Origin of the sequence: Frankia tisae, assembly GCF_025403405.1 — a bacterium.
Lineage (GTDB): Bacteria > Actinomycetota > Actinomycetes > Frankiales > Frankiaceae > Frankia > Frankia tisai.
In genome coordinates, this window is record NZ_JANEZT010000048.1 from 1 (window position 1) to 25,571 (window position 25,571).

At 68.9% G+C, this 25,571-nt stretch carries 15 protein-coding genes and 2 pseudogenes; 12 read left to right on the forward strand and 5 right to left on the reverse strand.

Annotated elements, in window-relative coordinates; genetic code table 11:
• Nucleotides 1-631: P-loop NTPase family protein (locus NBZ85_RS07205; protein WP_308205163.1), on the forward strand; the 631-nt coding region annotated here is incomplete at its 5' end.
• A gap of 58 nt (nt 632-689) precedes the next feature.
• On the opposite strand, the gene NBZ85_RS07210 is transcribed toward NBZ85_RS07205, so the two are convergent.
• On the reverse strand, nt 690-1,466 hold the full coding sequence (locus NBZ85_RS07210) for a class I SAM-dependent methyltransferase (RefSeq protein WP_261553604.1): 777 nt from the start codon (nt 1,464-1,466) through the stop codon (nt 690-692).
• A gap of 384 nt (nt 1,467-1,850) precedes the next feature.
• On the opposite strand from NBZ85_RS07210, the gene folD reads away from it, so the two are divergent.
• The gene (gene folD, locus NBZ85_RS07215) at nt 1,851-2,717 is read left to right on the forward strand and encodes a bifunctional methylenetetrahydrofolate dehydrogenase/methenyltetrahydrofolate cyclohydrolase FolD (RefSeq protein ID WP_261561684.1); all 867 of its coding nucleotides are present in this window, start codon (nt 1,851-1,853) and stop codon (nt 2,715-2,717) included.
• 110 nt (nt 2,718-2,827) lie between these two features.
• The gene (locus NBZ85_RS07220) at nt 2,828-5,251 is read left to right on the forward strand and encodes an MMPL family transporter (RefSeq protein ID WP_261553606.1); all 2,424 of its coding nucleotides are present in this window, start codon (nt 2,828-2,830) and stop codon (nt 5,249-5,251) included.
• 10 nt (nt 5,252-5,261) lie between these two features.
• Here the strand turns inward: NBZ85_RS07220 and NBZ85_RS07225 are convergent, their stop codons facing one another.
• Complete coding sequence (locus NBZ85_RS07225) at nt 5,262-6,353, reverse strand: hypothetical protein (RefSeq protein ID WP_261553607.1); 1,092 nt, start codon at nt 6,351-6,353, stop codon at nt 5,262-5,264.
• A gap of 559 nt (nt 6,354-6,912) precedes the next feature.
• Complete coding sequence (locus NBZ85_RS07230; protein WP_308205164.1) at nt 6,913-11,325, reverse strand: molybdopterin-dependent oxidoreductase; 4,413 nt, start codon at nt 11,323-11,325, stop codon at nt 6,913-6,915.
• Between the two features lie 316 nt (nt 11,326-11,641).
• On the opposite strand from NBZ85_RS07230, the gene nirB reads away from it, so the two are divergent.
• Genes nirB through NBZ85_RS07245 form a run of 3 tightly spaced genes read left to right on the forward strand, consistent with a single transcriptional unit; the run spans nt 11,642 to nt 15,787 of the window.
• On the forward strand, nt 11,642-14,227 hold the full coding sequence (nirB, locus tag NBZ85_RS07235) for a nitrite reductase large subunit NirB (RefSeq protein WP_261561685.1): 2,586 nt from the start codon (nt 11,642-11,644) through the stop codon (nt 14,225-14,227).
• The gene (gene nirD / locus NBZ85_RS07240; RefSeq protein WP_308204928.1) at nt 14,224-14,619 is read left to right on the forward strand and encodes a nitrite reductase small subunit NirD; all 396 of its coding nucleotides are present in this window, start codon (nt 14,224-14,226) and stop codon (nt 14,617-14,619) included. The genes nirB and nirD overlap by 4 nt, the downstream gene beginning before the upstream one ends.
• Nucleotides 14,612-15,787, forward strand: coding sequence for a uroporphyrinogen-III synthase (locus NBZ85_RS07245; RefSeq protein WP_261553608.1), 1,176 nt, complete (start codon nt 14,612-14,614; stop codon nt 15,785-15,787). The genes nirD and NBZ85_RS07245 overlap by 8 nt, the downstream gene beginning before the upstream one ends.
• Here NBZ85_RS07245 and NBZ85_RS07250 read toward each other — a convergent pair.
• Nucleotides 15,784-17,253, reverse strand: coding sequence for a nitrate/nitrite transporter (locus NBZ85_RS07250; RefSeq protein ID WP_261561686.1), 1,470 nt, complete (start codon nt 17,251-17,253; stop codon nt 15,784-15,786). The two genes, NBZ85_RS07245 and NBZ85_RS07250, sit on opposite strands and share 4 nt — an antisense overlap.
• Nucleotides 17,254-17,584: 331 nt before the next feature.
• A pseudogene (locus tag NBZ85_RS07255) lies at nt 17,585-17,668 on the reverse strand (IS6 family transposase); the annotation flags it as partial.
• Between the two features lie 772 nt (nt 17,669-18,440).
• Here NBZ85_RS07255 and NBZ85_RS07265 point away from each other — a divergent pair.
• From NBZ85_RS07265 to NBZ85_RS33975, 6 genes and pseudogenes are all read left to right on the forward strand, one after another.
• On the forward strand, nt 18,441-19,655 hold the full coding sequence (locus NBZ85_RS07265; protein ID WP_261553610.1) for an acyl-CoA dehydrogenase family protein: 1,215 nt from the start codon (nt 18,441-18,443) through the stop codon (nt 19,653-19,655).
• A gap of 62 nt (nt 19,656-19,717) precedes the next feature.
• Nucleotides 19,718-20,731, forward strand: a complete 1,014-nt coding sequence (locus tag NBZ85_RS07270; protein WP_261553611.1) for an ABC transporter permease — start codon at nt 19,718-19,720, stop codon at nt 20,729-20,731.
• Nucleotides 20,728-21,633: an ABC transporter permease gene (locus NBZ85_RS07275; RefSeq protein WP_261561687.1), complete on the forward strand. Its 906-nt coding sequence runs from the start codon at nt 20,728-20,730 to the stop codon at nt 21,631-21,633. Before NBZ85_RS07270 ends, NBZ85_RS07275 begins: the two co-directional genes overlap by 4 nt.
• Nucleotides 21,633-23,333 carry a dipeptide ABC transporter ATP-binding protein gene (locus NBZ85_RS07280; RefSeq protein WP_261561688.1) on the forward strand — a complete coding sequence of 567 codons (1,701 nt, stop codon included), beginning with the start codon at nt 21,633-21,635 and terminating at the stop codon, nt 23,331-23,333. The genes NBZ85_RS07275 and NBZ85_RS07280 overlap by 1 nt, the downstream gene beginning before the upstream one ends.
• A 78-nt stretch (nt 23,334-23,411) precedes the next feature.
• The gene (locus tag NBZ85_RS07285; RefSeq protein ID WP_261553614.1) at nt 23,412-25,049 is read left to right on the forward strand and encodes an ABC transporter substrate-binding protein; all 1,638 of its coding nucleotides are present in this window, start codon (nt 23,412-23,414) and stop codon (nt 25,047-25,049) included.
• An 81-nt stretch (nt 25,050-25,130) separates the two neighbouring features.
• Nucleotides 25,131-25,571: pseudogene (locus tag NBZ85_RS33975) on the forward strand (hypothetical protein); the annotation flags it as partial.

Below are 25,571 nucleotides of genomic sequence, written 5' to 3' on the forward strand. Positions count from 1 at the left end.
GTCCCGGTGGGACACTGGCGTTGTGAATGCGCTCGGGACGGGCCGGCAGGGCCCGCCGTCGATGACCCCCGACGTCCAGCGGGTCCTCGTAGTCGGCAGCGGCGGCGCCGGCAAGAGCACCCTCGCCCGTGAGCTCGCGCGGCAGTCCGGCCTGCCGGCGGTGCACCTCGACCGGCACTTCTGGCGGCCCGGCTGGGTCGCGACGCCGGTGGAAGAGTGGCGCGCCGTCGTCGCCAGCCTCGTGGCGAAACCGGCCTGGGTGATGGACGGCAACTACGGCGGCACGCTCGATCTGCGCATCCCCGCCGCCGAGCTCATCGTCTTCCTCGACCTGCCGCGGCGGATCGCCATTGCCCGGGTGGTGCGCCGCTGGGCCCGCTGGCATGGCCGCAACCGTCCCGACGCCGCCGCCGGCTGCCCCGAGAAGCTGGACCTGGCGTTCCTTCGCTGGCTGTGGAACTACCCGCGGGACGGCCGGGCCCGCCTGCTGCGGGCTCTCGACGCGCATGGCGCGGCCGCCCGGGTGGTGCGGCTGTGCACCGCCCGTGAGGTGCGGCTCTGGCTCGGAGCGGTGCCGACCCCGAGCCTGCCGATGGTCCGCTCGCTGTCCCCTGGCCGGCTCGGCACCTGACCTGAGATCCCGCGGCGGCTGTTGTGCGGCACCCGCGCCGCTGCAGGGCTGGCCAGGGTTACTGGGGTGCCTCGCCTTCGCCGGCGGCGTCCGTCAGTCGCAGAATCATCGCGCGAGAACGGCGGCCACCCGGCCGGGGCCGGTCGGGCTCGGGCAGCCGGCGCAGCGCGGCGACGGCCGGTTCGACGATCGTCGCCCACTGCCGGTCCGTGAGATCCCACAGGGTCGACCACAGCCGGCCCTCGATCTGCGCGCGGGCCTCGGCCGGGGTGAGCGTTTCCCGTTCCTCTCGTGCGAAGGAGAACTCCTCGACCAGCCGTAGCCCGCTGCGTTCGGCGGCCGGCAGCAGGAGCCCCGGCCGGTCCCGGCGGGGGCGCTCGGCATACAGCGCCTCGTTGAGGTCCCGCAGCACGGCGGTGACGTCGCTGAGCTGCGCGTGCTCCGCGACGCCGACGACCGCGAGCAGGCCACCCGGCCGCAGCACCCGAGCGACCTCGGTGAGGACCCGCGCAGGATCCCCGACGAGATGCAGGACGTGCACGGCGAGGCAGGCGTCCACGGACCCGGTGCGCAGCGGCAGGGCCGCCGCGTCGGCGCGGACGATCCGGCCGGGCAGGCGTCCGCGGGCATGCGCGAGCATGGCGGCGGACAGGTCGACGCCGATCACGGACCGGCCCCGCTCGGCGAAGGCGCGCGAGATCAGCCCGGTGCCCACGCCGATCTCCAGCAACCGTTCCCCGGGCAACCGCGGGGCGACCGCCTCGGCGACGAGCCGCCCCCGCTCGTCGCCGCCCCGGGTGGCGTCGTACCGGTGGGCGATGCGGTCGAAGCTCACGGAATCTGACACTCATCCAGGCTAGAACGCCGCATGAGGCTGCGGCTGCCCTGTCGACGATCTCCATGCCGGTCCGGTCGACCCCGGCGAAGGTGAGATGGTGCCCGGGCCCGGGCCCGGGCAGGCTGATGGGGACCGCCGTGGCCCGCCGCCGGGTCACGGGGCGGGTTCCGTCCCGTCCCCCGTCATCGGTCCCCCGTCATCGGTCCCCCGTCATCGGTCCCCCGTCATCGGTCGGGGACGCTCGCGGGCACCGTTGCGGCGGATTGGCGTAGCGTGCTCGATCGGGCCGTCGCCGACGCCGGCCGCGTGACGCGGTGCTGGGCGGCGCGCCGGGTCGTCGACGGCGGATCCGACCGGACATCGTGAGGGCGAAAGGCCGACATGAGCGCAGTGATCATCGATGGTAAGGCCGTGGCCGCGCGAGTGCGTGCGGACGTGGGCCGGGACGTCGCCGAATTCCGCGCGGCCACGGGCCGCCAGCCGGGGCTCGCGACCGTCCTGGTGGGCGACGACCCGGCGTCCGCGGTCTACATCGGCGGCAAGCGTCGGGCCTGCGTCGAGGCGGGCATGGCCGACCTGCACCAGCATCTGCCCGCCGACACCCCCCAGGACAAGATCGCCGCGCTGCTGGACTCCCTCGCCGCGGACCCCGCGGTCTCCGGGATCCTGCTCCAGCTCCCCGTCCCCGAGGGGCTCGACGGCGCCGCGCTGGTCGAGCGGATCCCACCGGAGAAGGACGTCGACGGGCTGACGACCCCCAGCGTCGGCCTGCTTGCCCGCGGCCTGCCCGGGCTGCGGCCCTGCACCCCGTCGGGGATCATCGAGCTGCTCGACGCCTACGACGTGGAGCTCAGCGGCGCCCCCACCGTCGTCGTCGGGCGCTCCGAGCTGGTCGGCCGCCCGGTCGCTCAGCTGCTGGTCGGGCGCAACGCAACCGTCACCGTCTGCCACTCCCGCACCCGGGACCTGGCCGCCGTCTGCCGCGGTGCGGACGTGCTGGTCGTCGCCGCCGGGAAGCAGGCGATCATCGGCGCGGACGCGGTGAAGCCCGGAGCGACCGTCATCGATGTCGGCATGCACCGCACCGAGCAGGGCCTTCGCGGCGACGTCGACTTCGACGCCGTGCGCGAGGTCGCCGGCCTGCTCACCCCGGTCCCCGGTGGGGTCGGGCCGATGACCATCGCCATGCTGCTGCGCAACACCCTGCTCGCCGCGCGGGCCGCCGCCGCGGTGGACAACCTCGTCTGAGCCGGTCCGGGTCCTCGTCGCCCAGAGAGGACCGGGCCGATTTTGTCGGAGGGGTGCGTCACAATCGCCCTCGGCGGATCGGCACGGCGCGACCGGGATGAGGCACAGACATGAGCAACGGCGAGCGACCCGAGGGCGGGCGCGCCGAGGAGCCCGTGATCACTTCGGGTGGGCCTGGGCCGGTGGCCGGGTTGCCCCGGTCGCCCGAGCGGGAATCCGGCGGCCTCACCGAGGGATCGCTTCGGGGTACGCCGCCGCCCCGCCTGCCGGCCGAGGGATCCCCGCCGGCAGCGCGGTCGGCATCCTCGGCCGCGTCGCCCGGCGGTCGCGTGCCCGGTGAGGGGCCGGATGGCTCCGTCCGCCGCCGGCGGCCGCGGGTTGTCTACGTGTTCGCGGTCCTCGCGGTGGGCTGGCTGCTGCTCGGCGCGGTCGGCGGCTCCTACCAGGGCAAGCTCGGGGAGGTCCAGAAGAACGACAACGCGGCCTACCTGCCGGGCTCGGCGGAGTCGACCAAGGTCGACAAGGCCGCGCAGGAGTTCCGCTCGCTGCAGACGATCCCGGGTTTCGTCGTCTACCAGCGCGGCGGCGGGCTGACGGCCGCGGACAAGGCGAAGATCGCTGCGGACGTGCGCGCGTTCGCCAAGATCCGCGGCGTGGACGCCGGCCAGCTCGGGTCGCCGCAGTTCGCCCGCAGTGGCGAGGTGGCGAACGTCGCTGTGCCGATCGTCGGCAAGGACGGCGACCGGGAGGTCCAGGGCGACGAGCTGGTCGACGTCGAGAAGGCCGTGCTGGCCGCCGCGCGGGCCGGGGCGCCGGCCGGGCTGGTGGTGCACTCCGCCGGCCCCGGCGGGCTGCTGGTCGCCTTCATCGAGGCGTTCTCCGGGCTCGACGGTCTGCTGCTGCTCGCCGCGGGCCTGGTCGTCGTCGGCATTCTCCTGCTCGTCTACCGCAGCCCGGTGCTGTGGTTCTTCCCGCTGTTCAGCTCGGTGCTCGCCCTCGGCGTCTCGGCATTGGTCATCTACCCGTTGGCCAAGCACGACGTGCTCACCCTCAACGGGCAGAGCCAGGGGATCCTGTCCGTGCTCGTTATCGGCGCGGGCACCGACTACGCCCTGCTGCTCGTCAGCCGCTACCGCGAGGAGCTGCACACCCACGCCAGCCGGGTCGAGGCGATGATCACCGCCTGGCGAGGTGCCGCCCCGGCGATCATCGCCTCGGCGGTCACCGTCATCCTCGGCCTGCTCTGCCTGAGCCTGGGCGAGCTGAACTCCACCCGCAGCCTTGGCCCGGTGGCGGCGATCGGCATCGCCTCCACCGCCCTGGTCATGCTGATCTTCCTGCCGGTCCTTCTCGTCCTCGGCGGCCGGTGGATCTTCTGGCCGCGCGTCCCCCGGCTGGACCACCAGGTCGACCAGGCCAGCCACGGCCTGTGGGCCCGCTTCGCCGCCGGGCTCGTCCGCCGCGCCCGCCTCGCCTGGATCGCCACCGCCGTCGTGCTGCTGGCCTGCGCCGGGCTCATCGGCACGCTGAAGGTCGACGGGTTGTCGTCCACCGACAGCATCACCGGCCACCCCGACGCCATCGTCGGCCAGAAGATCTTCGACGCCAACTTCAGTCAGGGCGAGGGGGCACCCGCGGTCATCATCGCCAACACCGAGGCCGCCCCGGCGGTCATCGCCGCCGTCTCGAAGGTCGACGGGGTGGCCACAGATCCGGGTGCGGTGTGCGTCGAGGTCGACTACGCCAAGCTCGCCGGCATCCTCGCCAGCGGCGGGCGGTTCCCGGCGCCGGACGCCGACGGCTGCCCGGCGGCGGCGGTGCGGATCGCGCCGGTCCACGGGCGGATCGCCGTCGACGCAAGCATCGTCCACCGCTACGACACGGCGGCGGCCTACGACACGATCACCGCCATCCGCACCGCCGTGCACCCGATCCCCGGCGCGGACGCGATGGTCGGTGGCCAGTCCGCGATCAACCTCGACACCCAGTCGGCGTCACGCCACGACCGGAACCTGATCATCCCGATCGTGCTGCTGGTCATCCTCGTCGTGCTCGGCGCCCTGCTGCGCGCGCTGCTCGCGCCGATCCTGCTCATCGCGACGGTGGTGCTGTCCTTCGCCGCGACGCTGGGAGTGAGCGCGGTGGTGTTCAACCACATCCTCGGATTCGCCAACGCCGATCCGGGCTTCCCGCTGTTCGCGTTCATCTTCCTCGTCGCCCTGGGCATCGACTACAACATCTTCCTCATGACCCGGGTGCGGGAGGAGACGCTCACCCACGGCACCCGCCCCGGCATCGTGCGCGGCCTCGCGGTGACCGGCGGGGTCATCACCTCGGCCGGCGTCGTCCTCGCCGGGACGTTCGCGGTGCTGGGCGTGCTACCGCTGGTCTTCCTGGCCCAGGTGGGCTTCTCGGTCGCCTTCGGCGTGCTGCTGGACACGATCCTGGTCCGCTCCGTGCTCGTCCCGGCGCTCAGCCACGACATCGGCGCGAAGATCTGGTGGCCCTCGAAGCTGTCCCGCGGCGCCACCTGAATCGCTCGGGTCAGTTCCACAGGGCGGCGTGGCTCGTGCCGTCGGGTAGCAGCACGGAACCCACGACCTGCCCGAGGTTGTTGATCGCCACCGGGTCGGCGGAGCCGCCGAGCTGCACGGACCGGCCGTGGCTCCACCGGAAGGATGCGGTGCTGGTCATGACGACGATGTCGCCCCGATCGTTGAGGGCGATCGGCCGGGCGAAGGAACCGCCGAAGGTCCCCAGATCGGTCCGGCGGCTTCGATCCCAGAGCAGGATGTGCTCGGCGTCGGTCACCGGATCGAACGTCGAGCCGACGATCTGGCCGGCGTTGTTGATGGCCAGCGCCTCGCTGAGGGCTGCGTCCTCGGGGCCCAGGTCGATGGCGTGGTTGCCCTGCCACAGCACGGCGTGGGTGTTTCCGGCCGGCGTCGTGGCCCAGCCGACGACGTCACCACGGTTGTTGATGTCGACAGCGCGCCCGTTCGGGCTGGGCAGCGGCACCCAGCGGCCGTGCACCCAGCGGGCGAAGTAGTCGTCGAGGTGGTCGCTGCGCTGGATCTCACCCAGGATCCAACCATTGTCGCTCACCGCGATGGCCGCGCTGGTGTGGCCGGCGGGAGCACCGAGATCGACGGTCCGGCCGTCGCGCCAGCTCATCGCGTGCGTCCCGCCGGTGACCGGACCCGTCCCGACCACCTGGCCGCGCTCGTTCTGGTCGGCCGGGGTGAAACCGGGGTCGACCACGGTTCCGTCGGGTCGGATCACAAAGCCGGACGAGGAGAAGCGTCCTGGCAGATCGCCGGCGATCTGCCGGGCATCGTTGATCAGGAAGGGTGCTCGCGCCGCGTCGGGCAGGGCGGTGAGGACCCCGCGGGACCAGCGGAATCCATGGTTGTCGTACGGGGAGCTGTAGCCGGAGCCGACGACGTCCCCGCGATCGTTGATCGAGGCGGCGCTGTTGTGGGTGATGCCCGGCAGAGCACCGAGGTCGATCGGCGCCACGGGCCCGGTGGGTGCTGCCGCCACCGCCACTCCGGTCGACAGGGCGGCACCGGTCACGGCCACCGCGGTCATCACCGCCGTGGCCACCGCCACCCTGACCGCCTGCACCGTGCTCATCGACGCCTCCCGGAAGGTGGTCGTCCACCGTCATGGCATCGGCCACTCTGGGGGATCAGGCAATCACTCTCCGGCCCGCGGGTAAGGGAGCGGCGCGTCGACACGCCCCAATCCCGCAAAGGTTCGCGTCAGCTTCGTCCCTGAAGATCAAGGAGTGGCGTCCAGAGGCACCGTACTGGCCGTTGCCTGTCGGTTGCGTCGGCCATTGCTGGAGGGTGATGACGGTCGGGGCCGCGCGAACGGGTAGCAATCTCCAGCATCCGCTGACCGCCTTGGGGCCGGGACTGCCACGGACCGATCGTCATGCCTGTGTGTGATCGGTGAGGCGCGGGTTGTTCAGCCCGAGTCCGACCCTCGATGATCATGGTATTCCGCGGAGCCGCGCCGCGATGCCGGGCGCAAGTCCGACTGCCATCGACGACTCCGACTGCCATCGACGACTCCGACTGCCATCGACGGCTCCGACTGCCACGACCACGACATGCACCCACGTCGACGCCTCGACGATCCGGACCGAGCGGCGCGGACACACCGTCCTGATCACAGCCGAATACGCGGCCTAATACACGTCGCGGACGTAGCGGTTGCTGGCCGCGAGGTCCTTCAGGTAGGCGGTGGCGTCGTCGTGGTTCATGGTGCCGTGATGGGCGACGACGTCGCGGAGGGCCTGGTGGACGTCTTTGGCCATGCGGGTGGCGTCGCCGCAGACGTAGACGTGGGCCCCTCGGCTGATCCAGTCCCAGACGTGCGCGCCGCGTTCGCGGAGGCGGTCCTGCACGTAGATCTTGGCGCGCTGGTCGCGGGAGAACGCGACGTCCAGTCGCGCGAGAGCGCCGTCCTGGTAGAGGGCATTGAGCTCGTCGCGGTAGTAGAAGTCGGTGGCATACCGCTGCTCGCCGAAGAACAGCCAGTTCTGTGCGGGGTGCGCGCGGGCGCGGCGTTCCTCGAGGAAGCCGAGGAACGGGGCGAGTCCGGTGCCGGGTCCAATCATGATCATGGAGGTGGTCGGGTCGTCGGGCGGTCGGAAGCGCGTGGTCGGGTGCACCGTGACGGGCAGCCGCGTGTCGAGCGGGGAGTCGGCCAGGTGGGCGGAGCAGACCCCGGTGCGTCGCTTGCCATCGGGGTTGTCGTAGCGGACAACGGAGACCAGGATCCGTGCCCGGGTGCTGTCGACGAGTGGGCTGGAGGAGATCGAGTAGCGCCGCGGCCGCAGGCGGGCGAGGGTGTCGGCCCAGTCCTGGGCGCTGGCCGGGACGGCGAACTCGCCGATGACGTCGATGGCCTGGCGGCCCCACAGCCAGGTGTCGAGTTCGATGCGGCCGGTGGCGCGCAGTAGTTGCCGCAGTCTACGGTCGTGGCTGCGGTCGGCGACGAACCGCAGCAGGCCATTGGTGGGTGCGGCGATTTCCAGGTGCTCCCGGAGCGCGTCGGCGAAGGGGATCTGCCCGGTGGTCGGGATGTCGACGATCTCCTCGGCGTCGATTCCGGTGACGGCGAGCCATTCGGCGACCAGGCCGGCGTCATTGGTCGGCCTGACGGCCAGGGAGTCGCCGGCCTGGTAGGTGAGCCCGGTGCCGGACAGGTCGATCGTGAACTCACGCACTTCCTTGGTCGCGCCGGGCTGGCTGAGCAGCCGGTTGCCGGCCAGCGTGGCGGGGCGGAACTCGGTCCGGGCGACCGGGGCCGGCGTGGTCGGCGGTACGGCCGACGGACCGGGCCCGGCCGGCGGGATGGGGCCGGCCGGCGGGATGGGGCCGGCGGACGCAGTGGGCACCGTCGACGGAGTGGGCACGGCCGACGCGCCGGCGGTGGCGGTGGCGGGCTGCTGGGCGACGGCGGCGGTGACCCGGTCAAGCCAGGCGGCGGCGTCGGTCTCGTAGTCGGGCCCGCAGTCGACCCGGGGTAGCAGCCGGGTGGCGCCGAGGTGCGCGAACCGCTCGTCGAGGCGCCGGCCGTGGCCGCAGAAGTCGCTGTAGCTGGAGTCGCCGAGGGCGAGCACGGCGTAGCGGACGTCCTGGAGTGCGGCGTCGTCGGCGGCGAGCGTGTCGAGGAACCCGGCGCCGTTGTCGGGCGCCTCGCCGGCGCCGAAGGTGCTGGTTATCAGCAGCAGATCGACGTGGGTGGGCAGGACCTGGCCGGCATAGTCGCCCATCCGCTGCAGGGCCACCGGGCCGCGGTGCTCGGTGAGGTGCTGGGCGGTGCGCAGGGCGAGGTCTTCGGCGTTGCCGGTCTGCGAGGCCCACAGGATGAGCACCCCTCGCCCGCCGCCGGCGGAGCCGCCGCGGATCGACGCGCCTGGCGGCGCGGGGGTGTGGGCGTCGGCGCCGGGGTGATCGGACCCGTCGGGCCCCCCGGGCACGACGGCGTGGCGCGAGTACAGGCCGGCGAGCGCGCCGTTGATCCACGCCGCCCGGTCGGGGTCCATCGGAGCATGCGTCGGCAGCACCGGCACCGCCGCCCCTGTCGACGAAACCGGCTGGGACTGCGGGTCGGCGGCGAGCCCGGCGAGGAACCCGGCCATGTATCGGCGCTCGTCCTCGGTCAGGACGGGCGGGCGGAGCTGGCTGATCCCGAGAGCTTCGGCCAGTCCCCCGAGCGCGTCGACCGGTCCGTCGACCGTCGTCGGCCATCGCCGCGGCTCACGGGCCGACAGCGCCGCCGCCAGCGGGGCTGCCGCCAGGGGGGCCGCTGCCAGGGGGGCCGGCACCGGCTCCGTGGCCGCCGCATCCGGCGCGGCGGTGGCGGCCCGTGTGGCTTCGCCGCTGCCGGCGGGGCTCGGCGCGGCAGCGATCCTGGTGAGCGTGACGGCGCAGACCTTGAACTCGGGCTGGTAGGAGATGGGGTCGACGGCGTCGTTGGTGACGGCGTTGATCGACAGGTATTCGCCGAACAGGTCGTTCCAGTGGAACGGGGCGAAGCAGCAGCCGGGCAGCACCCGTTCGGTGACCACGGCCGGCAGGACCGCGCGGCCGCGGCGGGAGGCGACGTCGACCAGGTCGCCGTCGGCGATGCCCAGGCGGGTGGCGTCGTCGGGGTGGATGTCGACGAAGGGCCCGGGGTTGAGCCGGTTGAGCTTGTCGACCTTGCCGGTCTTGGTGAGGGTGTGCCACTGGTGCTGGAGCCGGCCGGTGTTGAGCAGGAACGGGTACTGCTCGTCGGGCATCTCCGCCGCGGGCAGGTGCGGACGCGGGTAGAACACCGCCCGGCCACTCGCGGTGGGAAAGACCAGCCGCGGGACGCTGCCGTCAGGCCGGGTGGTCGGGTGCTGGCTGGCGCCGTCGTTGCGGTAGCGGATCGGGTTGCGGTCCGGGCCGCCCGGGGCGGCGGGCCACTGCACCGGGCCCTCGCGCAGCCGGGCGTGGGTGACGCCGCGCAGGTCGTAGCCGGTCTGCGGGTTCCAGGTCCGGCGGATTTCGTCGAAGATCCCGGTGGCGTCGCGGTAGGTGAAGGCCTCGACGAATCCCATGGCGCGGGCGACGCGGGCAATGAGGTCCCAGTCCGGCAGCGCCTGACCCGGCGGGTCGGCCGCCGGTTGGAGCAGGGTCAGGCCGCGTTCGGAGTTGACCATCACTCCGTCGGCTTCGGCCCACATCGCCGCGGGCAGGATCACGTCGGCGTAGGCGTTGGTCTCGGTGTCGGCGAAGACGTCCTGGGTGACCACGAATTCGGCCGCCTCCAGGCCGTCGATGACGCTTCTGCGGTTGGCCACCGAGGCAACCGGGTTGGTGCAGATGATCCAGCAGGCCTTGATCTGCCCGTCGGCCATCCGCGAGAACAGCTCGACGGTGCCCCGCCCCGCCTCGGTCCGCAGCGTCCCCGACGGCACCTGCCACAGCTGCTCGACGAAGGCGCGATCCTCGGCCACGAGCACGGAGCGTTGCCCGGGCAGACCGGGGCCCATGTATCCCATCTCCCGGCCCCCCATCGCGTTCGGCTGTCCGGTCAACGAGAACGGGCCGCTGCCCGGCCGGCAGATCGCCCCGGTGGCCAGGTGCAGGTTGCACAACGCGTTGGTGTTCCAGGTGCCATGGGTGGACTGGTTCAGGCCCATCGTCCACAGGCTCATCCACTCGCCTGCCTCGCCGATCCACGCGGCGGCGGTGCGGATGTCCGCCTCCGGAATGCCCGTCAGGTCGGCGACGACGGCGGGCGGGTAGTCGGCGAGGAAGCCGGGCATCGCCTCCCAGCCGTCGGTGTGCTCGGCGATGAACGCCTCGTCAATCTGCCCGTGCGCGACGAGCAGGTGCAGCAGCCCGTTCACCAGGGCGAGATCGGTACCGGGACGGATCTGCAGGAACAGATCCGCCTTCTCCGCCGTGGCGGTGCGCCGCGGGTCGACCACGATCAGCCTGGCGCCGCCGGTGCGGACCCGGTCCATCAACCGCAAGAACAGGATCGGGTGGCAGTCGGCCATGTTCGCACCGATCACGAAGAACACGTCGGCGTGATCGAGGTCGTCATAGGAGCCGGGCGGCCCGTCAGCGCCAAGCGACAGCTTGTAGCCGGACCCGGCGCTGGCCATGCACAACCGCGAGTTGGACTCGATCTGGTTCGTCCCGACGAAGCCCTTGGCGAGCTTGTTGGCCAGATACTGGGCCTCGATGCTCATCTGCCCCGAGACATAGAAGGCGATCGCGTCCGGGCCATGCTCCTGGAGGATCGCCCGCAACCGCCGCGCCACCTCACCGATCGCGGCATCCACGTCGGTCGGAGACGGTTGCTCACCGCGGTCGGTGCGGACCAGGGCGGTCTCCAACCGGCCCGCGGCGGCGAGCATGTCCGCCGTGGTGGCGCCCTTGGTGCACAGACGGCCGGCGTTGGCCGGGTGCGCCCTGTCCCCGGAGGCCCGCACGACCCGCCTGGTGCCGGCCTCGTCGCGGCCGATGTCGAGGACCATGCCGCAGCCGACCCCGCAGTAGGAGCAGACCGTGCGCACGCTGGTCACCGCCGTGCCCGACGCCAGTGCACTCACCCCGCCCTCACTCCCGTTCGTCCCGGCGGCCACCATTCGGTCCCGAGGTCCCGAGGTCCCGAGGTCCCGAGGCCCCGACGGGGCCGACGGGGCCGCCACGTGGTGCGTGACGTCCGACGGTAGGAGGGGGCGGTTACCCGCGGGTCACGACTCGGCGCACCGACCGGTTAGATCCTCCGCACATCCCGCCCGCGTGCGGGGTGAGGGAGACCTTGCGCGCTTGTAACGCGGGTGAGTAGTCCGGATAACGCGCCCCGCGCACAGTGCAGACATGTCTGCCCACCGCCTGCCCGAGCGTGCCCTCGAGCACACGTCGATGTCCGAACCCACCGGCGGTCGCCTGGTGGTGGTCGGCAACGGCATGGTCGGGCAACGGCTGGTCGAGGCGCTGCGTGAGCACGACACCGACCGGCGCTGGCAGGTCACCGTCCTGTCCGAGGAGCCGCGGCGGGCCTATGACCGGGTCGCGCTGTCGTCCTACTTCGACGGTGCCACCGCCACCGAGCTGGACCTGGTCGAGCCCGGCTGCTACGAGACCCCCGGCTATGCCCTGCACCTGGACGAGGCGGTGACCGGTATCGACCGGGCAGCCCGGACGGTGACCACCAGCCGCCATCGGGTGTTCGGGTACGACGCGCTGGTGCTGGCCACCGGCTCCGCCCCGTTCGTTCCCCCGGTGCCCGGCCGTGACCTGCCGGGCTGCTTCGTCTACCGGACCCTGGAGGATCTGGACGCGATCCGCGCCGCCGCCAAGCAGGCCGCGACCCGCACCCGGGGCCGCCGTGCCGGGCTGGTGATCGGCGGCGGGCTGCTCGGTCTGGAGGCGGCGCGGGCGTTGCGGCTGCTGGGCCTGTCCCCGCACGTGGTGGAGTTGGGGCCGCGGCTGATGCCGCTGCAGGTCGACGAGGGCGGCGGGGCAGTACTGCGCGCGCTGATCGAGGATCTCGGTGTCACCGTCCATCTGAGCACCTCGGTCGCTGCCCTCAGCCGCGAACACGACGGGGGGATGCTGGCCACGTTGGCCGACGGGGCCGAGCTGGACGTGGACCTGGTGGTGTTCTCGGCCGGGGTGCGCCCGCGCGATCAGCTGGCCCGCGACACGGACCTCGCGATCGGACAGCGTGGTGGGGTCCTGGTCGACGACGGCTGCGTCACCTCGGACTCGGCGATCTTTGCGGTGGGGGAGTGCGCGTGCGTCGGCGGGCGGGTCCACGGACTGGTCGCGCCGGGGTACGCGATGGCCGAGGTGCTGGCCGACCGGCTGCTCGGCGGCACGGCGTCGTTCACCGGAGCCGACACCTCGACGAAGCTGAAACTGATGGGCGTCGACGTGGCCAGTTTCGGCGACGCCCTGGCGGCCACGCCGGGCGCGCTCGAGGTGACGGTGACCAATCCGGTGCGGCGCAGCTACGCCAAGCTGGTCGTCTCCGACGACGCCACCACGGTGCTCGGTGGCGTCCTGGTCGGTGACGCCTCGAAGTACGCCGGACTGCGGCCGCTGGTCGGGCGGGCCCTGCCGGGCGACCCGGTGGCGATGATCGCCCCGGTCGGCGACGGTGCGGGTGCCGGGGCGGGGGCGCTGCCCGCGGATGCGCAGGTGTGTTCCTGCCACGCGGTCACCAAGGACACCATCACCGCCGCCATCGCCGACCGGGACCTGTCGGATGTGGCCGGGATCAAGGCATGCACCAGGGCCGGCACCGGCTGCGGGTCGTGTGTGCCGCTGCTCAGGACCCTGCTGGCCGAGTCCGGGGTCGCGGTCGGCACCGCGCTGTGCGAGCACTTCGACCACACCCGGGCGGAGCTGTTCGCGTTCGCCCGGGTCGAGGGCATCGCGACCTTCACCGACCTGATCCAGCGCCACGGCCGAGGGCGGGGCTGCGACCTCTGCAAGCCCGTGGTGGCCTCGATCCTGGCCAGCCTCGACCACGGACACATCCTCGACGGCGAGCAGGCCGCGTTGCAGGACAGTAATGATCACGTACTGGCCAACATCCAGCGCAACGGCACCTACTCGGTCGTGCCCCGGGTGCCGGGGGGTGAGATCACGCCGGCGAAGCTGATCGCGATCGGCGAGGTAGCCCGCGACTTCGGCCTCTACACCAAGATCACTGGCGGGCAGCGCATCGACCTGCTCGGCGCCCGCATCGAGCAGCTCCCCGCGATCTGGCGGCGGCTGGTCGAGGCCGGGTTCGAGTCCGGGCATGCCTACGGCAAGGCGTTGCGCACGGTGAAGTCGTGCGTCGGTTCCACCTGGTGCCGCTACGGCGTCCAGGACTCGGTGAGCCTGGCGATCGAGCTGGAGCTGCGCTACCGGGGCATCCGCTCCCCACACAAGATCAAGGCTGGCGTCTCCGGGTGCGCTCGCGAGTGCGCCGAAGCCCAGTCCAAGGACATCGGGGTGATCGCCACCGAACACGGCTGGAACCTCTACGTCGGCGGCAACGGCGGCTTCCGGCCCCGCCACGCCGACCTGCTGCTCACCGATGTCGACACCGCCACGCTGGTGCGGACGATCGACCGGTTCATCATGTTCTACATCCGCACCGCCGACCGGCTGCAACGCACCGCCGGATGGGTCGAGTCCCTGTCCGCCGGCGGCGTGGACGGGCTGGCCTATCTGCGCTCGGTGCTCGTCGACGACGCCCTCGGCATCGCCGCCGAACTCGACGCGGCGATGGCCCGTCACGTCGAGCGCTACCAGGACGAGTGGGCCGCCGTGCTCGCCGACCCGCAGCGGCTGCGCCGCTTCGCCTCCTTCGTCAACGCCCCTGATCTCCCCGACCCGAGCGTCGCGTTCGTCACCGAACGCGGCCAACCGCGTCCCGTCCCGCTCCCGGTGCCGGTGCCGGCGCCGGTCCGGCGGGCGGGCACCGTGGCGGCCCTGGAGGTGATCCGGTGACCCGGCGAGCCGACATGGCCGCATCACCCGCCACGCCCCCACCGGGGACCCCGGCGACCGCCGGCGTCTGGACCGCGGTGTGCCGCTACACCGATCTGGTGCCCGAACGCGGCGCCGCGGCGCTGATCGGAGACATGCAGGTGGCGATCTTTCGTACCTTCGACGGCCGGCTGTACGCCCTCGACAACCGGGACCCGTTCACCGGCGTCCACGTCCTCGCCCGCGGCATCGTCGGCAGTCGCGGCGAGGCCCCGACAGTGGCGTCGCCGCTCCACAAGCAGGTCTTCGATCTGCGCACCGGCGCCTGCCTGGACGATCCGCGGGTAACCGTGATCATCTATCCGGTGCGGGATCGTGACGGTACGGTCGAGGTCTGGACACCGAGTGGATGAGGGGCCGGTCGGCACCGTCGTGGAGACAATCGAGCCGCTGGCTGGCTACACCATCGGCATTACCGCGGCCCGGCGCCGTATGGAACTCGGGGCGGCCCTGGAACGCCGCGGCGCGAAGGTGGTCTACGCCCCGGCGATCCAGATCGTGCCGCTGGCCGACGACAGCCAACTGCGGCGGGCCACCGAACGCTGCCTGAACGCGCCGCTGGACATCGTGGTCGCCACCACCGGGATCGGGTTCCGCGGCTGGATGGACGCCGCCGAGGCCTGGGGACTGGCCGAGAAGCTGACCGAGGCCATCGACACGGCCACGGTGCTGGCCCGTGGCCCCAAGGCCCGCGGCGCGATCCGCGCCAGCGGGCTGCGGGAAGCGTGGTCACCGGAGTCGGAGTCCTCCAGCGAGGTCCTCGACCATCTCATGTCCGGTGCGGACCTGGCCGGCACCCGCATCGCGGTGCAACTGCACGGCGAGCCGCTGCCGGACCTGGTCGACACCCTGCGTCTGGCCGGCGCCGAGGTGATCGAGGTCCCCGTCTACCGATGGGTGCCCCCCGACGACACGGCGACGCTGCGGCGACTCGTCGACACCGTCATCGCCGGCGGGGTCGACGCGCTCGCCTTCACCAGCGCCCCCGCGGCCGCGAGTTTCCTGCAGACCGCCGACGCCCGGGGCTGCGGCGCCGCCGTCCGAACCGCGCTGCGTGGCCCGGTGGTCGCCGCCTGCGTCGGCCCGGTCACCGCCGGCCCCCTGCTGCGCGAGGACATCCCGGTCGTCCAGCCGTCGCGCAGCCGGCTCGGGGCGCTGGCCCGCGAGATCGTCGAACAGGTCCCCGCCCGCCGCGGGCAGCGGTTGCCCGCCGCCGGACACCTGCTGGACGTGCGGGGCCAGGCGGTCGTCGTCGACGATCGCCTGGTGCCGTTGAGCAGCGCGAGCATGGCGCTGCTGCGGGAACTGACCGCGAAACCCGGGCAGGTCGTCTCGCGTCGGCGGCTGCTCGCCATCGCCCCGGGTGACGGCTGCGACGAACACGCCGTCGAGGTCGCCATCGGCCGGCTGCGCACCGCCCTGGGCGACCCACGGATCGTGCTCACCGTCGTCAAGCGCGGCTACCGGCTCGCCTACGAACCCGAATTCGTCGCCGGCCCCCACACTCCGTGGCGGTACTAGATGCCGGGCAGGCGCCGCTGGGAGGGGCGTAGGTACACGATCCAGGTCAGCGCGACGCAGCCCAGGTAGTAGGCGATGAACCCGATGTAGGCGGCGTCTCCGCTGCCGTTGCTGAGGAACGCCTGCCGGAACGCGATGTTGACCAGCACCCCGCCGAACGCCCCGATCGCGCCAGCGATGCCGATCACTGCGTTGGCCAGCCGCCGCGACTCGCGCTCGGCCACGTCCGGTTCCGCGCCGTCGTGCACGGCCGCGCCGTCCTGCGTGGCCGCGCTGCCCTGCGTGGCCCCGCCGCTCCGCATGGCCGCGTGGCTTTTGGCGCGGAAAATCGCCGGGATCATCTTGTAGGTCGCGCCGTTTCCGATGCCGGACAGCACGAACAAGGCGATGAACCCGACGTAGAACAGGGGCAGCGACTTCTCCCGCGAGGCCACCAACACCACCGCGGCAAAGGCGGCCATGGCCGCGAAGCTCCACACCGTCGTGCGTGCACCGCCGATGTGGTCTGCCAGCCATCCCCCGACCGGGCGGATCAGCGATCCCACCAGCGGGCCCAGGAATGTCAGGTAAGCAATCTTGACCGGGTCGACCTTGCCGGCGGTCAGGAAGTGGCTGCCGAACTGGCCCTGCAGCACCTGCCCGAAGGCGAATCCGAACCCGATGAACGATCCGAACGTGCCGATGTAGAGCAGTGAGATGATCCAGGTGTGCGGGTCGTGGCAGGCGTCGCGCATCGCCCGCTTCTCGTTGCGCACATGAGCGATGTTGTCCATCCACAGCGTCGCCGCCAGCGCGGCGAGCACGATCAGCGGGATGTAGATCCCCAGCAGCACCCGGGGATGGCCCTTGCCGGCTGTGGCCAGCACGGCCAGCCCCACCAGCTGCACGACCGCGACCCCGAGGTTGCCGCCGCCGGCGTTCAGGCCGAGCGCCCGGCCCTTGAGCCGCTGCGGGTAGAAGGAGTTGATATTGGTCATCGACGAGGCGAAGTTGCCGCCGCCCACCCCGGCCAGCGCCGCCAGCACCAGCAGCGTGCCGTACGAGACCCCTGGTTTGAACAGGAATGCCGCGGCTGTCGTCGGGATCAGCAGCAGGCTCGCGCTGACGATCGTCCAGTTCTGGCCACCGAACTTCGTCACCGCGAAGGTGTAGGGCAGCCGCACCCCGGCGCCCAGAGCGGTCGGCAGCGTCGTGAGCAGGAACTTCTCCGCCGCCGCATGTTTCGGATCGGCGCTGATCCCGTACGCCGGCGTCAGGAACAGCACGAACACCGACCACAGGCTCCACACCGAGAAGCCGATGTGTTCGGAGAGCACCGAGACCAGCAGGTTGCGGCGGGCGACCCGAGCCCCAGTCCGCCGCCAGAACCCCTCGTCCTCCGGCCGCCAGTCCTCGAGCCACCTGCCCGCGGGCGCGGCGGACCCGGTCGGTTCCGCGCCCCGAGGAGCGGTTGTTGTGGTTGTCATCAGGTGTCCTTTGCATCCGCAGCGGCTGTGACTGGCTCAGCTACGGACGCTAGGAAACACCGATTGCCCTGCCATTCGGTGCGTGCAACACGGAGGAAACGATCCGCGCACCGAGTGCGGACCCGCTCGGAGAGCGTCGACGGGCAGGGGTGGCACGGGGATGACGTGTTTGTCCTGGTGGGCGGAGAGCCGGATGTCGTCGGTGAGCCAGGCCAGCCGACGCTGGGTCGGTTCGACCCATCCGTGCGGCAGGCGAGCGCGGCGTGGTGGTCGATGGCGAGCTGGTGGGTGAGGGTCTGCAGGGTGGCGGTGGCGGTAGCGGAGGCTACGGGCCGGCGATCTTCACGTAAGCCTCGTCGATGAACCATCTGTCGCCGGGACGGTACCGACAGGGCCTGGCTGCCCCGGCCAGCACCTGATCATGCCTGGCCGTCCGATGGGGCTTGCGCCGGGTGTATATCCGATCATGGATGTGATGGAGAGCAGTCTCGCTCTGCCTCGCTCTGCGGCTGGTCCCGGACGATCTGTGTGCGCATTGCCCGACGCGGCGTGGACGGCACCGAACGTCTCGGCCGGTACCGGTGGAAGATCGAACGAACGATGTGCTGGCTTGATGGGTACCGCAGGCTGACCATCCGCTAGGAACACAGGCGGCCACAATTTTCTCGGGTTCCTCTGCCGCACCGCCGCGATCATCTGCTGGAAGAAACTCCCCACCTGAGACAACCTCTAAGTTCAGATACATCTAGCCAGTAGCGGTACAGCATTGGTTGGCACCGTTTACCCGGTCAGACTTCTGCCATGATCGCTCTCCGGGGCTGTGGTCCCGCTGCCGTGAACTGCACCGGGTGTCTGGGCCCGGAGCAGTGTCGGCCGGCCTAGCAAGGCTGTGACCTAGCTGGTCCGTCGCTGGTAGCGCAACGTCAAGACGCTTCCTCGCGGACCACGTCCGAGGCGATTCACAGCAGGGCCAACGGGCGACCTACCCGGCTGGCCGAGCACGCCTGGCGTATCGACGGTCAAATATCAGGACCCCGCGCGGACGAGGACGGCATGCTTGGCAGAAACGTGGCCGTTCAATGACGCGGAACAGTAAACCTGAGGTCTGGTGAATAAAGCCGTAAAAAAGGACCTCATCTTCATCCCACCACCGCCTTGCGCGCCTGACTCAAGACGAGGAAATCAGCATGACTGCCAGCACCGAGGTGCGTCCACCGCAGCTAGACTCGGCCGATCTCGCGGAAGCGATCGCTGAAATTGCCGACGACGCCAAACGCCGACGTGAAGCGGGGGGCGGCCGTCCGGAGCGCGCCGTTCGACTCATCCGGCAACTTCGGCTGGGCGCGGTCCGGATCCCCACGGACGCCGGTGGCGGCGGATACTCGAAACGAGAACTCTTCTCCCTCATAATCCGATTGGCGGAAGCCGATCCAGACGTTCCACACATCATTCGAGTCCACTACGGATTCGTCGAGGAGCGCTGGCGGCTACGTCACGTCGAGCAGGGCACCCCATGGCTCTCGGAGATCATCTCTGGTCGGCTCTTTGCCGGAGCGGGGAGCGAGCTCAGTGGTCATGCGATCGGCACCCACAAGTTCGACGCGACCTTGCGCCGGGACGGCACCGGCTACCGCATCACCGGCCGGAAGTTCTACTGCACCGGGTCGCTTTATGCGGACTATCTCCGCATCTCCGCGACGGACGAAGCCGACCAGCCGGTTAGCGCCGTGATCCCCGTGGACCGGCCGGGTGTCGTCCACGCCGATGACTGGGACGGAATTGGCCAGCGCGAAACCGGCAGTGGCACGACGATTCTTGAGGACGTCCGCATAGAACCTGGCGAGCTTCTCCCGAGACATCACTGGGGTGACCGCACCAACCAGCCGGGAGGATCACAGCCACAACTGGTTCTGCATGCCATCGCCACCGGCATCTTGCGCAGCATCGTCTCGGACGCCGCCGAACTTGTGCGTTCCCGTGCACGCACCTACTCGTGGGCGGGCGCCGATCAGCCGCGCCATGATCCGCAACTGCTGCAGATTATCGGCGAGATCTCAGCGGCCGCATTTATTGGCGAGGCCGCCGTGCTGGCCGCGGCCGATGGTCAACAGCGATCGGCTGAGCATTACTTCCAGCACACCGACATCGATCCGGAACTCGAACACGAAGCATCCCTGCTTGCCGCGCAGACCAAGGTCGTCGTGGAGGGTATAGCCCTTCGTGCGGCAAGCGACCTCTATGGTGTTGGCGGCGCTTCGGCGGTCCGGGAATCGACCCACCTCGATCGTCACTGGCGGAATCTCCGCACGCTCTTCTCCCACAATCCGACGGCCTACAAAGCGCGCGCCATCGGCGACTACGTCGTCAACGGCGCCAGTCTCCCAACGGTCGGATTCTTCTAACCAGCGAACGGTCGACCGTCGCCGCACACGCGACCTACGTACAGCATAGAAAGGATCGGCCGGTGGCAAGACTGGACCCGCTCTACGTCGTCCGCCGCACGCTGCAGGCTGCCCTCGTCATCGTCTTGAGTTACGTACTCGTATTCTCGATCCTGTACGTACTTCCTGGCAATCCGATCGAGTCCCGGATCGATAATCCCGACAGTCCGCTACCGCCGGCCGAAGGGAAACAGCTTCTCGCCTACTACGGACTCGACAAAACCCTCTTTCATCAATTTATCACCTACACCGGACGAATACTGCACGGCGACTTCGGCTACTCGCTGGCAAGCGGCCTTCCGGTTCGCGAGCAGGTCTTCGGCGCATTTCCTTCGACCCTGCTTCTGGCGTCGTTGGCGCTCGGTATCTCACTGGTCCTCTCGTCTCTTCTGGCGGTAATCGGGGTATTTGCGCCCTGGGAGGCCGTCCGAACACTCTTCCAGACGGTACCGGGCTTTTTCATGTCGGTTCCGACCTTTGTGAGTGGCCTTCTTTTCATCGAGATCTTCTCCTTCCAGCTAGGCTGGTTTTCATCCATACGTAACGAAGGTCTCAGGTCGCTGATCTTCCCGGCTGTCACCCTTGCGTTGGCGGTATGCGCGCCCATTGCCCAGGTACTCATCCAGGGCTTGCAGCGAGCGGCGAAGCAGCCGTTCGTCTCGTTGCTGAGGGCGCAGGGGAACTCGACGAAACGTATAGTCAGTGTGAACGTCTTCAAGAACGGCGCAATCCCCGCGATCACCTTGTTCGGCCTGACCGCGGCCGAACTCCTGGCCGGCTCGGTGGTTGTCGAGATCATCTATGGTCGGCGTGGCATCGGTTATGTGGCGGAGCAGGCGGTCACCTACCAGGACGGCCCGGTCGTCATGGCCATCGCCCTCTTGATATCGGTGATCTATACAGTGCTCAACCTGGCCACCGACCTTCTCTACCCGTTCATCGATCCGCGGATCGACAGAGCAAGTGCACGGACGAGCACGACGTCCGCACCCAGGCGGCCCGGGTTGCTCGGCCTCGTGACGCGGCGGTCGGCATGACGGATACAGCCACCACCACCACCACCACCACGGCGACGGCCGCAGCCACCGATGTACCTCGCCACCGCCTTATTGGCCACCGCCTTATCGGCCTCCTCCGTTCGGCCAGCCGAGGCGCACGCTTCGGTGACATCCTCGCCTTCTCCTGGATACTGATCCTCATCATCTTTGTCGCACTTCCTGGAATGGTGACGAAGTACGCCCCGGACGAGGCGGTCAGCGCCTCTTTCCAATCCCCCTCGGGGGCCCACTGGTTCGGAACTGACTACCTCGGCCGGGACCTCTACTCCCGTGTTGTGTACGGCGTTTCCCGAACCTTGGCCGGATCATTGATAGCCGTCGTCATCGGGCTGGCGATCGGCATCGTACTGGGGCTGATAGCCGCCTATTTCGGACGTCTGGTCGACGCGCTCATCGGACGGGTCGTCGACGTGCTTCTTTCGATTCCCGGGCTCCTGCTCTCGATGGTGGTCGTCGTGGCGCTCGGCTTTGGCGCGTTCAGCGCCGCGGTGGCCGTCGGCGTTGCGAACATCGCGACCTTCACCCGGCTCATGCGGTCAGAGGTGCTCACCGTGCGGAACCTGCAGTTCGTGGAGGCGAGTTCACACCTCGGCGCCGGAAAAGTGCGGATTCTGGCCCGGCACATCTTGCCGAACTCCTACGGATCCGTCCTCTCCCTCTCAGCTCTACAACTGGGTTCCGCGATCATCTGGATCGCTTCCCTGAGCTTTCTCGGGTATGGCGCGCCGCCGCCGAACCCGGAATGGGGACTGCTCGTCTCCGAAGGGCGTAAATACATCATCTCGTCGCCCTGGCTGCTTTATTTCCCCGGTGTCGCGATCGTCGTATCGGTTATTGCCATAAGCAGGTTCAGTCACTTCATCAGGAAGAAGGTGGGCTAATGTCGAACGTGATTCCGGGCGCACGGAACCCGCCGATACTTGACGTTCGTAACCTATCTGTCTCGTACGCCCGGGCCGACCAGAAGTTGCGTTTTCCGGTCGTCAACGACGTTTCCTTCTCGATCCGGGCTGGCGAGACGGTCGCACTCGTGGGCCAATCCGGGTCCGGAAAGAGCACCATCGCGCAGGCGGTGACCGGACTCCTGCCCCAGAACGGACGGGTCGAGGGCGGGGAGGTGCTGATTGACGGCGCGGGTGTCTTGGGCCTGAGAGAGAAAGCCTGGCGCAACCTGAGAGGCCGCCCACTGGCATATATTCCCCAGGACCCTCTGGGCTCGCTTGATCCATTGAAGAAGGTCGGCGACTTTGTGGCCCGATCTTATGCTCTGCACCGCAACCTCAAGCGCGCCGACGCTCAACAGGAGGCGGTCGACCTGCTGGAGCGGGTGGGTATCCGCGACGCGCGCCAGAAGGCAAAGTCGTTCCCCCACGAACTGTCCGGCGGCCAACTGCAACGCGTGCTCATCGCCGCGGCGATCGCGGGAAACCCGACCTTGCTGGTCGCTGACGAGCCGACATCCGCGCTCGACGTGACCGTGCAGGACGTTGTTCTGGACTTGATCGACGAGCTACAAGCCGAGCTCAACCTCGGAGTCCTCTTCATCACGCACGACCTCGCTCTGGCCAAGGACCGGAGCGACTCGGTGGTCGTCCTCAATCACGGACAGATCGTCGAGCGAGGGGAGACCGACTCGGTCCTGGTAGCTCCTCGGGACGCGTACACACAGCAGCTGATCACGGATGCGCCGGGTTTGTCGACCAGAACCTACGCGGACGCTGTCGACGACTCAGCCGCCCGCCCCACGGTCGAAGTCCTGATTGCCGTTGACGGGCTCTCCAAGATCTTCGCCAAGCGCACGGGACTTCGTGGAACGACTGAGAACAGGGCACTCGACAAGCTCAGCCTTACCATTCGGAAGGGGACGATCCACGCGATCGTCGGTGAGTCCGGATCGGGCAAAACGACCCTGGCGCGCGTCCTGGCCGGCTTGACCGAGTTTGATGAGGGCCTCGTCGAAATCGCCGGACGGGCGCTCCCCGCGCGGCCGCCGGAGATAAATCCGAATGCACGCGAACTGCAACTGGTCTATCAGAATCCGTTGGCGGCGCTTGATCCCAGGTTCACTGTGGAGCGCATCATCCGTGAACCGCTCGACATCCACGACATCCACTCGCGTGGCGAACGGCCCGGGGTCGTCGTCGATGCGCTGCGACAAGTTGGGCTTAGCGAAGCCGTGCTGAATCGTAAGCCGCTGGAGATATCCGGGGGTCAGCGCCAGCGGGTCGCGATCGCACGGGCACTTGCGCTGTCGCCCGAGATTCTTGTTCTCGACGAACCGACCTCGGCGTTGGACGTCACCGTGCAGGCCCGGATCATTGACCTGTTGTTGGATCTCCAGCGCAGGCAGGCACTGACTTACGTCTTCATCTCGCATAATCTCGGTCTCGTTCGGCAGATTGCCTCGGAGGTTTCGGTTCTCAACGAGGGCCGGCTGGTTGAGACCAACCACACTGACGCAATCTTCGCCGCACCGAAGGACCCGTACACACAACGCCTGCTGGCGTCGATTCCGGGCCACAAGGTGGTCCGGAGAAGTCGGGGCGAGTCATCAAGGCATGATTACAAGACCGTAACGTGATACGACCGTGGATGCCTGCTCGGCCCGGCTCAGGAATGCGATTTCGCGGAAGAGAACGTCGATGAAGGGCAGATCACAATGAAGGTCTCCAGGCGGAAGGCGGCCGCGGTGCTCGGGGTCGCCGCGGCGCTGATCCTGAGTGCGTGCTCCGGGAGCGGTAGTGCGGAAGTTACCCCCGCCAGCGCTGCGGGCGCGCCCCGTAGCGGCGGGAGCCTGACGTATCTGGATTATCAGGTTCCCTACTCGTTCAATTTTATCAATCTATCCTACTGGCAGAACCAGCCAATTGACAATAGCGTCCTGGATCGGCTGGTGTTTCAGGACCCCGGTACGGCGAAGCTATACCCGTGGATTGCACAGTCATGGGATAAGAGCAAGGACGGGCTGACGTACACTTTCGTCATTCGGAAGGGAGTGACGTACAGCGACGGAACCGTGCTCGACGCGGGTAACGTGAAGAAGAACCTCGAGTTCCAGGCCTTTGGGGACGGCAAGGGTAATATTCGGAACGCATATTTCCCGGCGGTCGAGTCAGTTTCGGCGGACGATGCGACGAGTACGGTGACGGTGCGGCTGAAACAGCCGAACAGCTATTTCTTGGCCACCCTCTCCTACCAGACCGCGGGCCTGGTGTCGACCAAGTACTTCAGCCTCAGCTACAAAGAGCAGGGCAAGGGCACGAACCTCCTGGGGAGCGGACCCTTTGTCATCACGGAGAACAGCCCGACCGAGACTAAGATCGTCCGGCGGGAGGGTTACAACTGGGCGCCGCCGGTACTAAAACACCAGGGCGAGGCGTACCTCAACTCGGTGACGTTTGTTCCGGTGGTCGAGGACAGCGTTCGGCTGGGTACCCTGGAGTCTGGACAGGCTGATGTGATTCACTACATCCAGCCGAGTGAGCAGGCGAAGGCGCAGCAAAAGGGATTGCAGATAATCACGCAACGATTTTTGGACGGGACGCAGACTTCCCTGGCTTTCGGTACCAGCAGCGGATACCTGTCCGACATAAACGTTCGTAAGGCCATCGCTCTTGCCGTCGATCGCGATAAACTGGTCAAGACGATCTACGCGCCGGGCTATCTGCCGGCAACCGGACTGCTTCGGTCAGGCGCTCCGGACTTTGTCGCATCTCCGGACGTGAAAACGTACGATCCGGCCGCCGCGGGGAAGCTACTGGAACAGTCGGGGTGGGTACTCCCTCCGGGCTCTGAAGTGCGGCAGAACAGCGCTGGGCAAAAGTTGACCATCAAGGCGCTCATTGATGTGTATAACGTTACCAGTCCTGCTCTCTACCAGTATCTGCAGATCGCGCTGAAGGCGATCGGTATCGACCTTGAGCTCAAGCAGGTCGATTACTCGGATTATCCGCAGGCTGCCAAGAACCCCGATCTTTCGGGTTTCAAGCTCCTCACCCTGAACCGGGACGCGGCCTACAACCTGGCGCGGGACGCGCTGTCCACGTACGGGGACTACTTCCAGCTCAAGGATAAGGACCCCGAGCTCGCGAGCGCGGCGAAGTCGATCATCTCGGGGAATCTGGACCCTGCGCAACAGCACGAGGAAATCGTCAAGCTGCAGGCCGGTCTGATCAATCACTACTACCTCACCCCGCTCGTCGACATCCCGCAGGTATTCGTCGCGCAGCCCAGTGTCCATGGATTCAGCCAGATCCGGAGCTCGCCATGGCTTTATAACACCTGGCTGAGCAAGTAGACCCGTGGCGTGGCCGGGGCGTCTGGCCCACTGGCTGGGCAGCGGGCCACCCGGCGGGCCTGACTCACGGAAGGAGCCGCTGTGAAACTGCGGCAGTTGGCGGGGCCCGCGGTGGCGATGCTTCTGGCTGGTGCCCTCGCGGCGGGTTGCGCGGGCACCAGCGCGGGAGGATCGACAAGCAGGGCGACGGGCGCGGGCAGCGGTACGCCGGTCCGCGGTGGCAAGCTTGTCTATCTCGATTATCAGGCACCTTACTCGTTCAATTTTGCCAATCTTGGTTACTGGCAGAACCAGGGGATCGCGAATCAGGTACTCGATCGTCTCGTATTCGTCTCTCCGGACGGTAAATCTATTCGGCCCTGGATCGCCAAGTCATGGACCATAAGTAAAGATGGGGCGGATTCAAGCGGTCATAGCGACGCATGCTTCGCCAGCAAATCGTTGAAGACTTCGACCGGCTTCGCCCAGCCCAACGTCTGCCGCGGCCTTCCGTTCAGCTGTTCGGCCACCTTATCAAGCTCG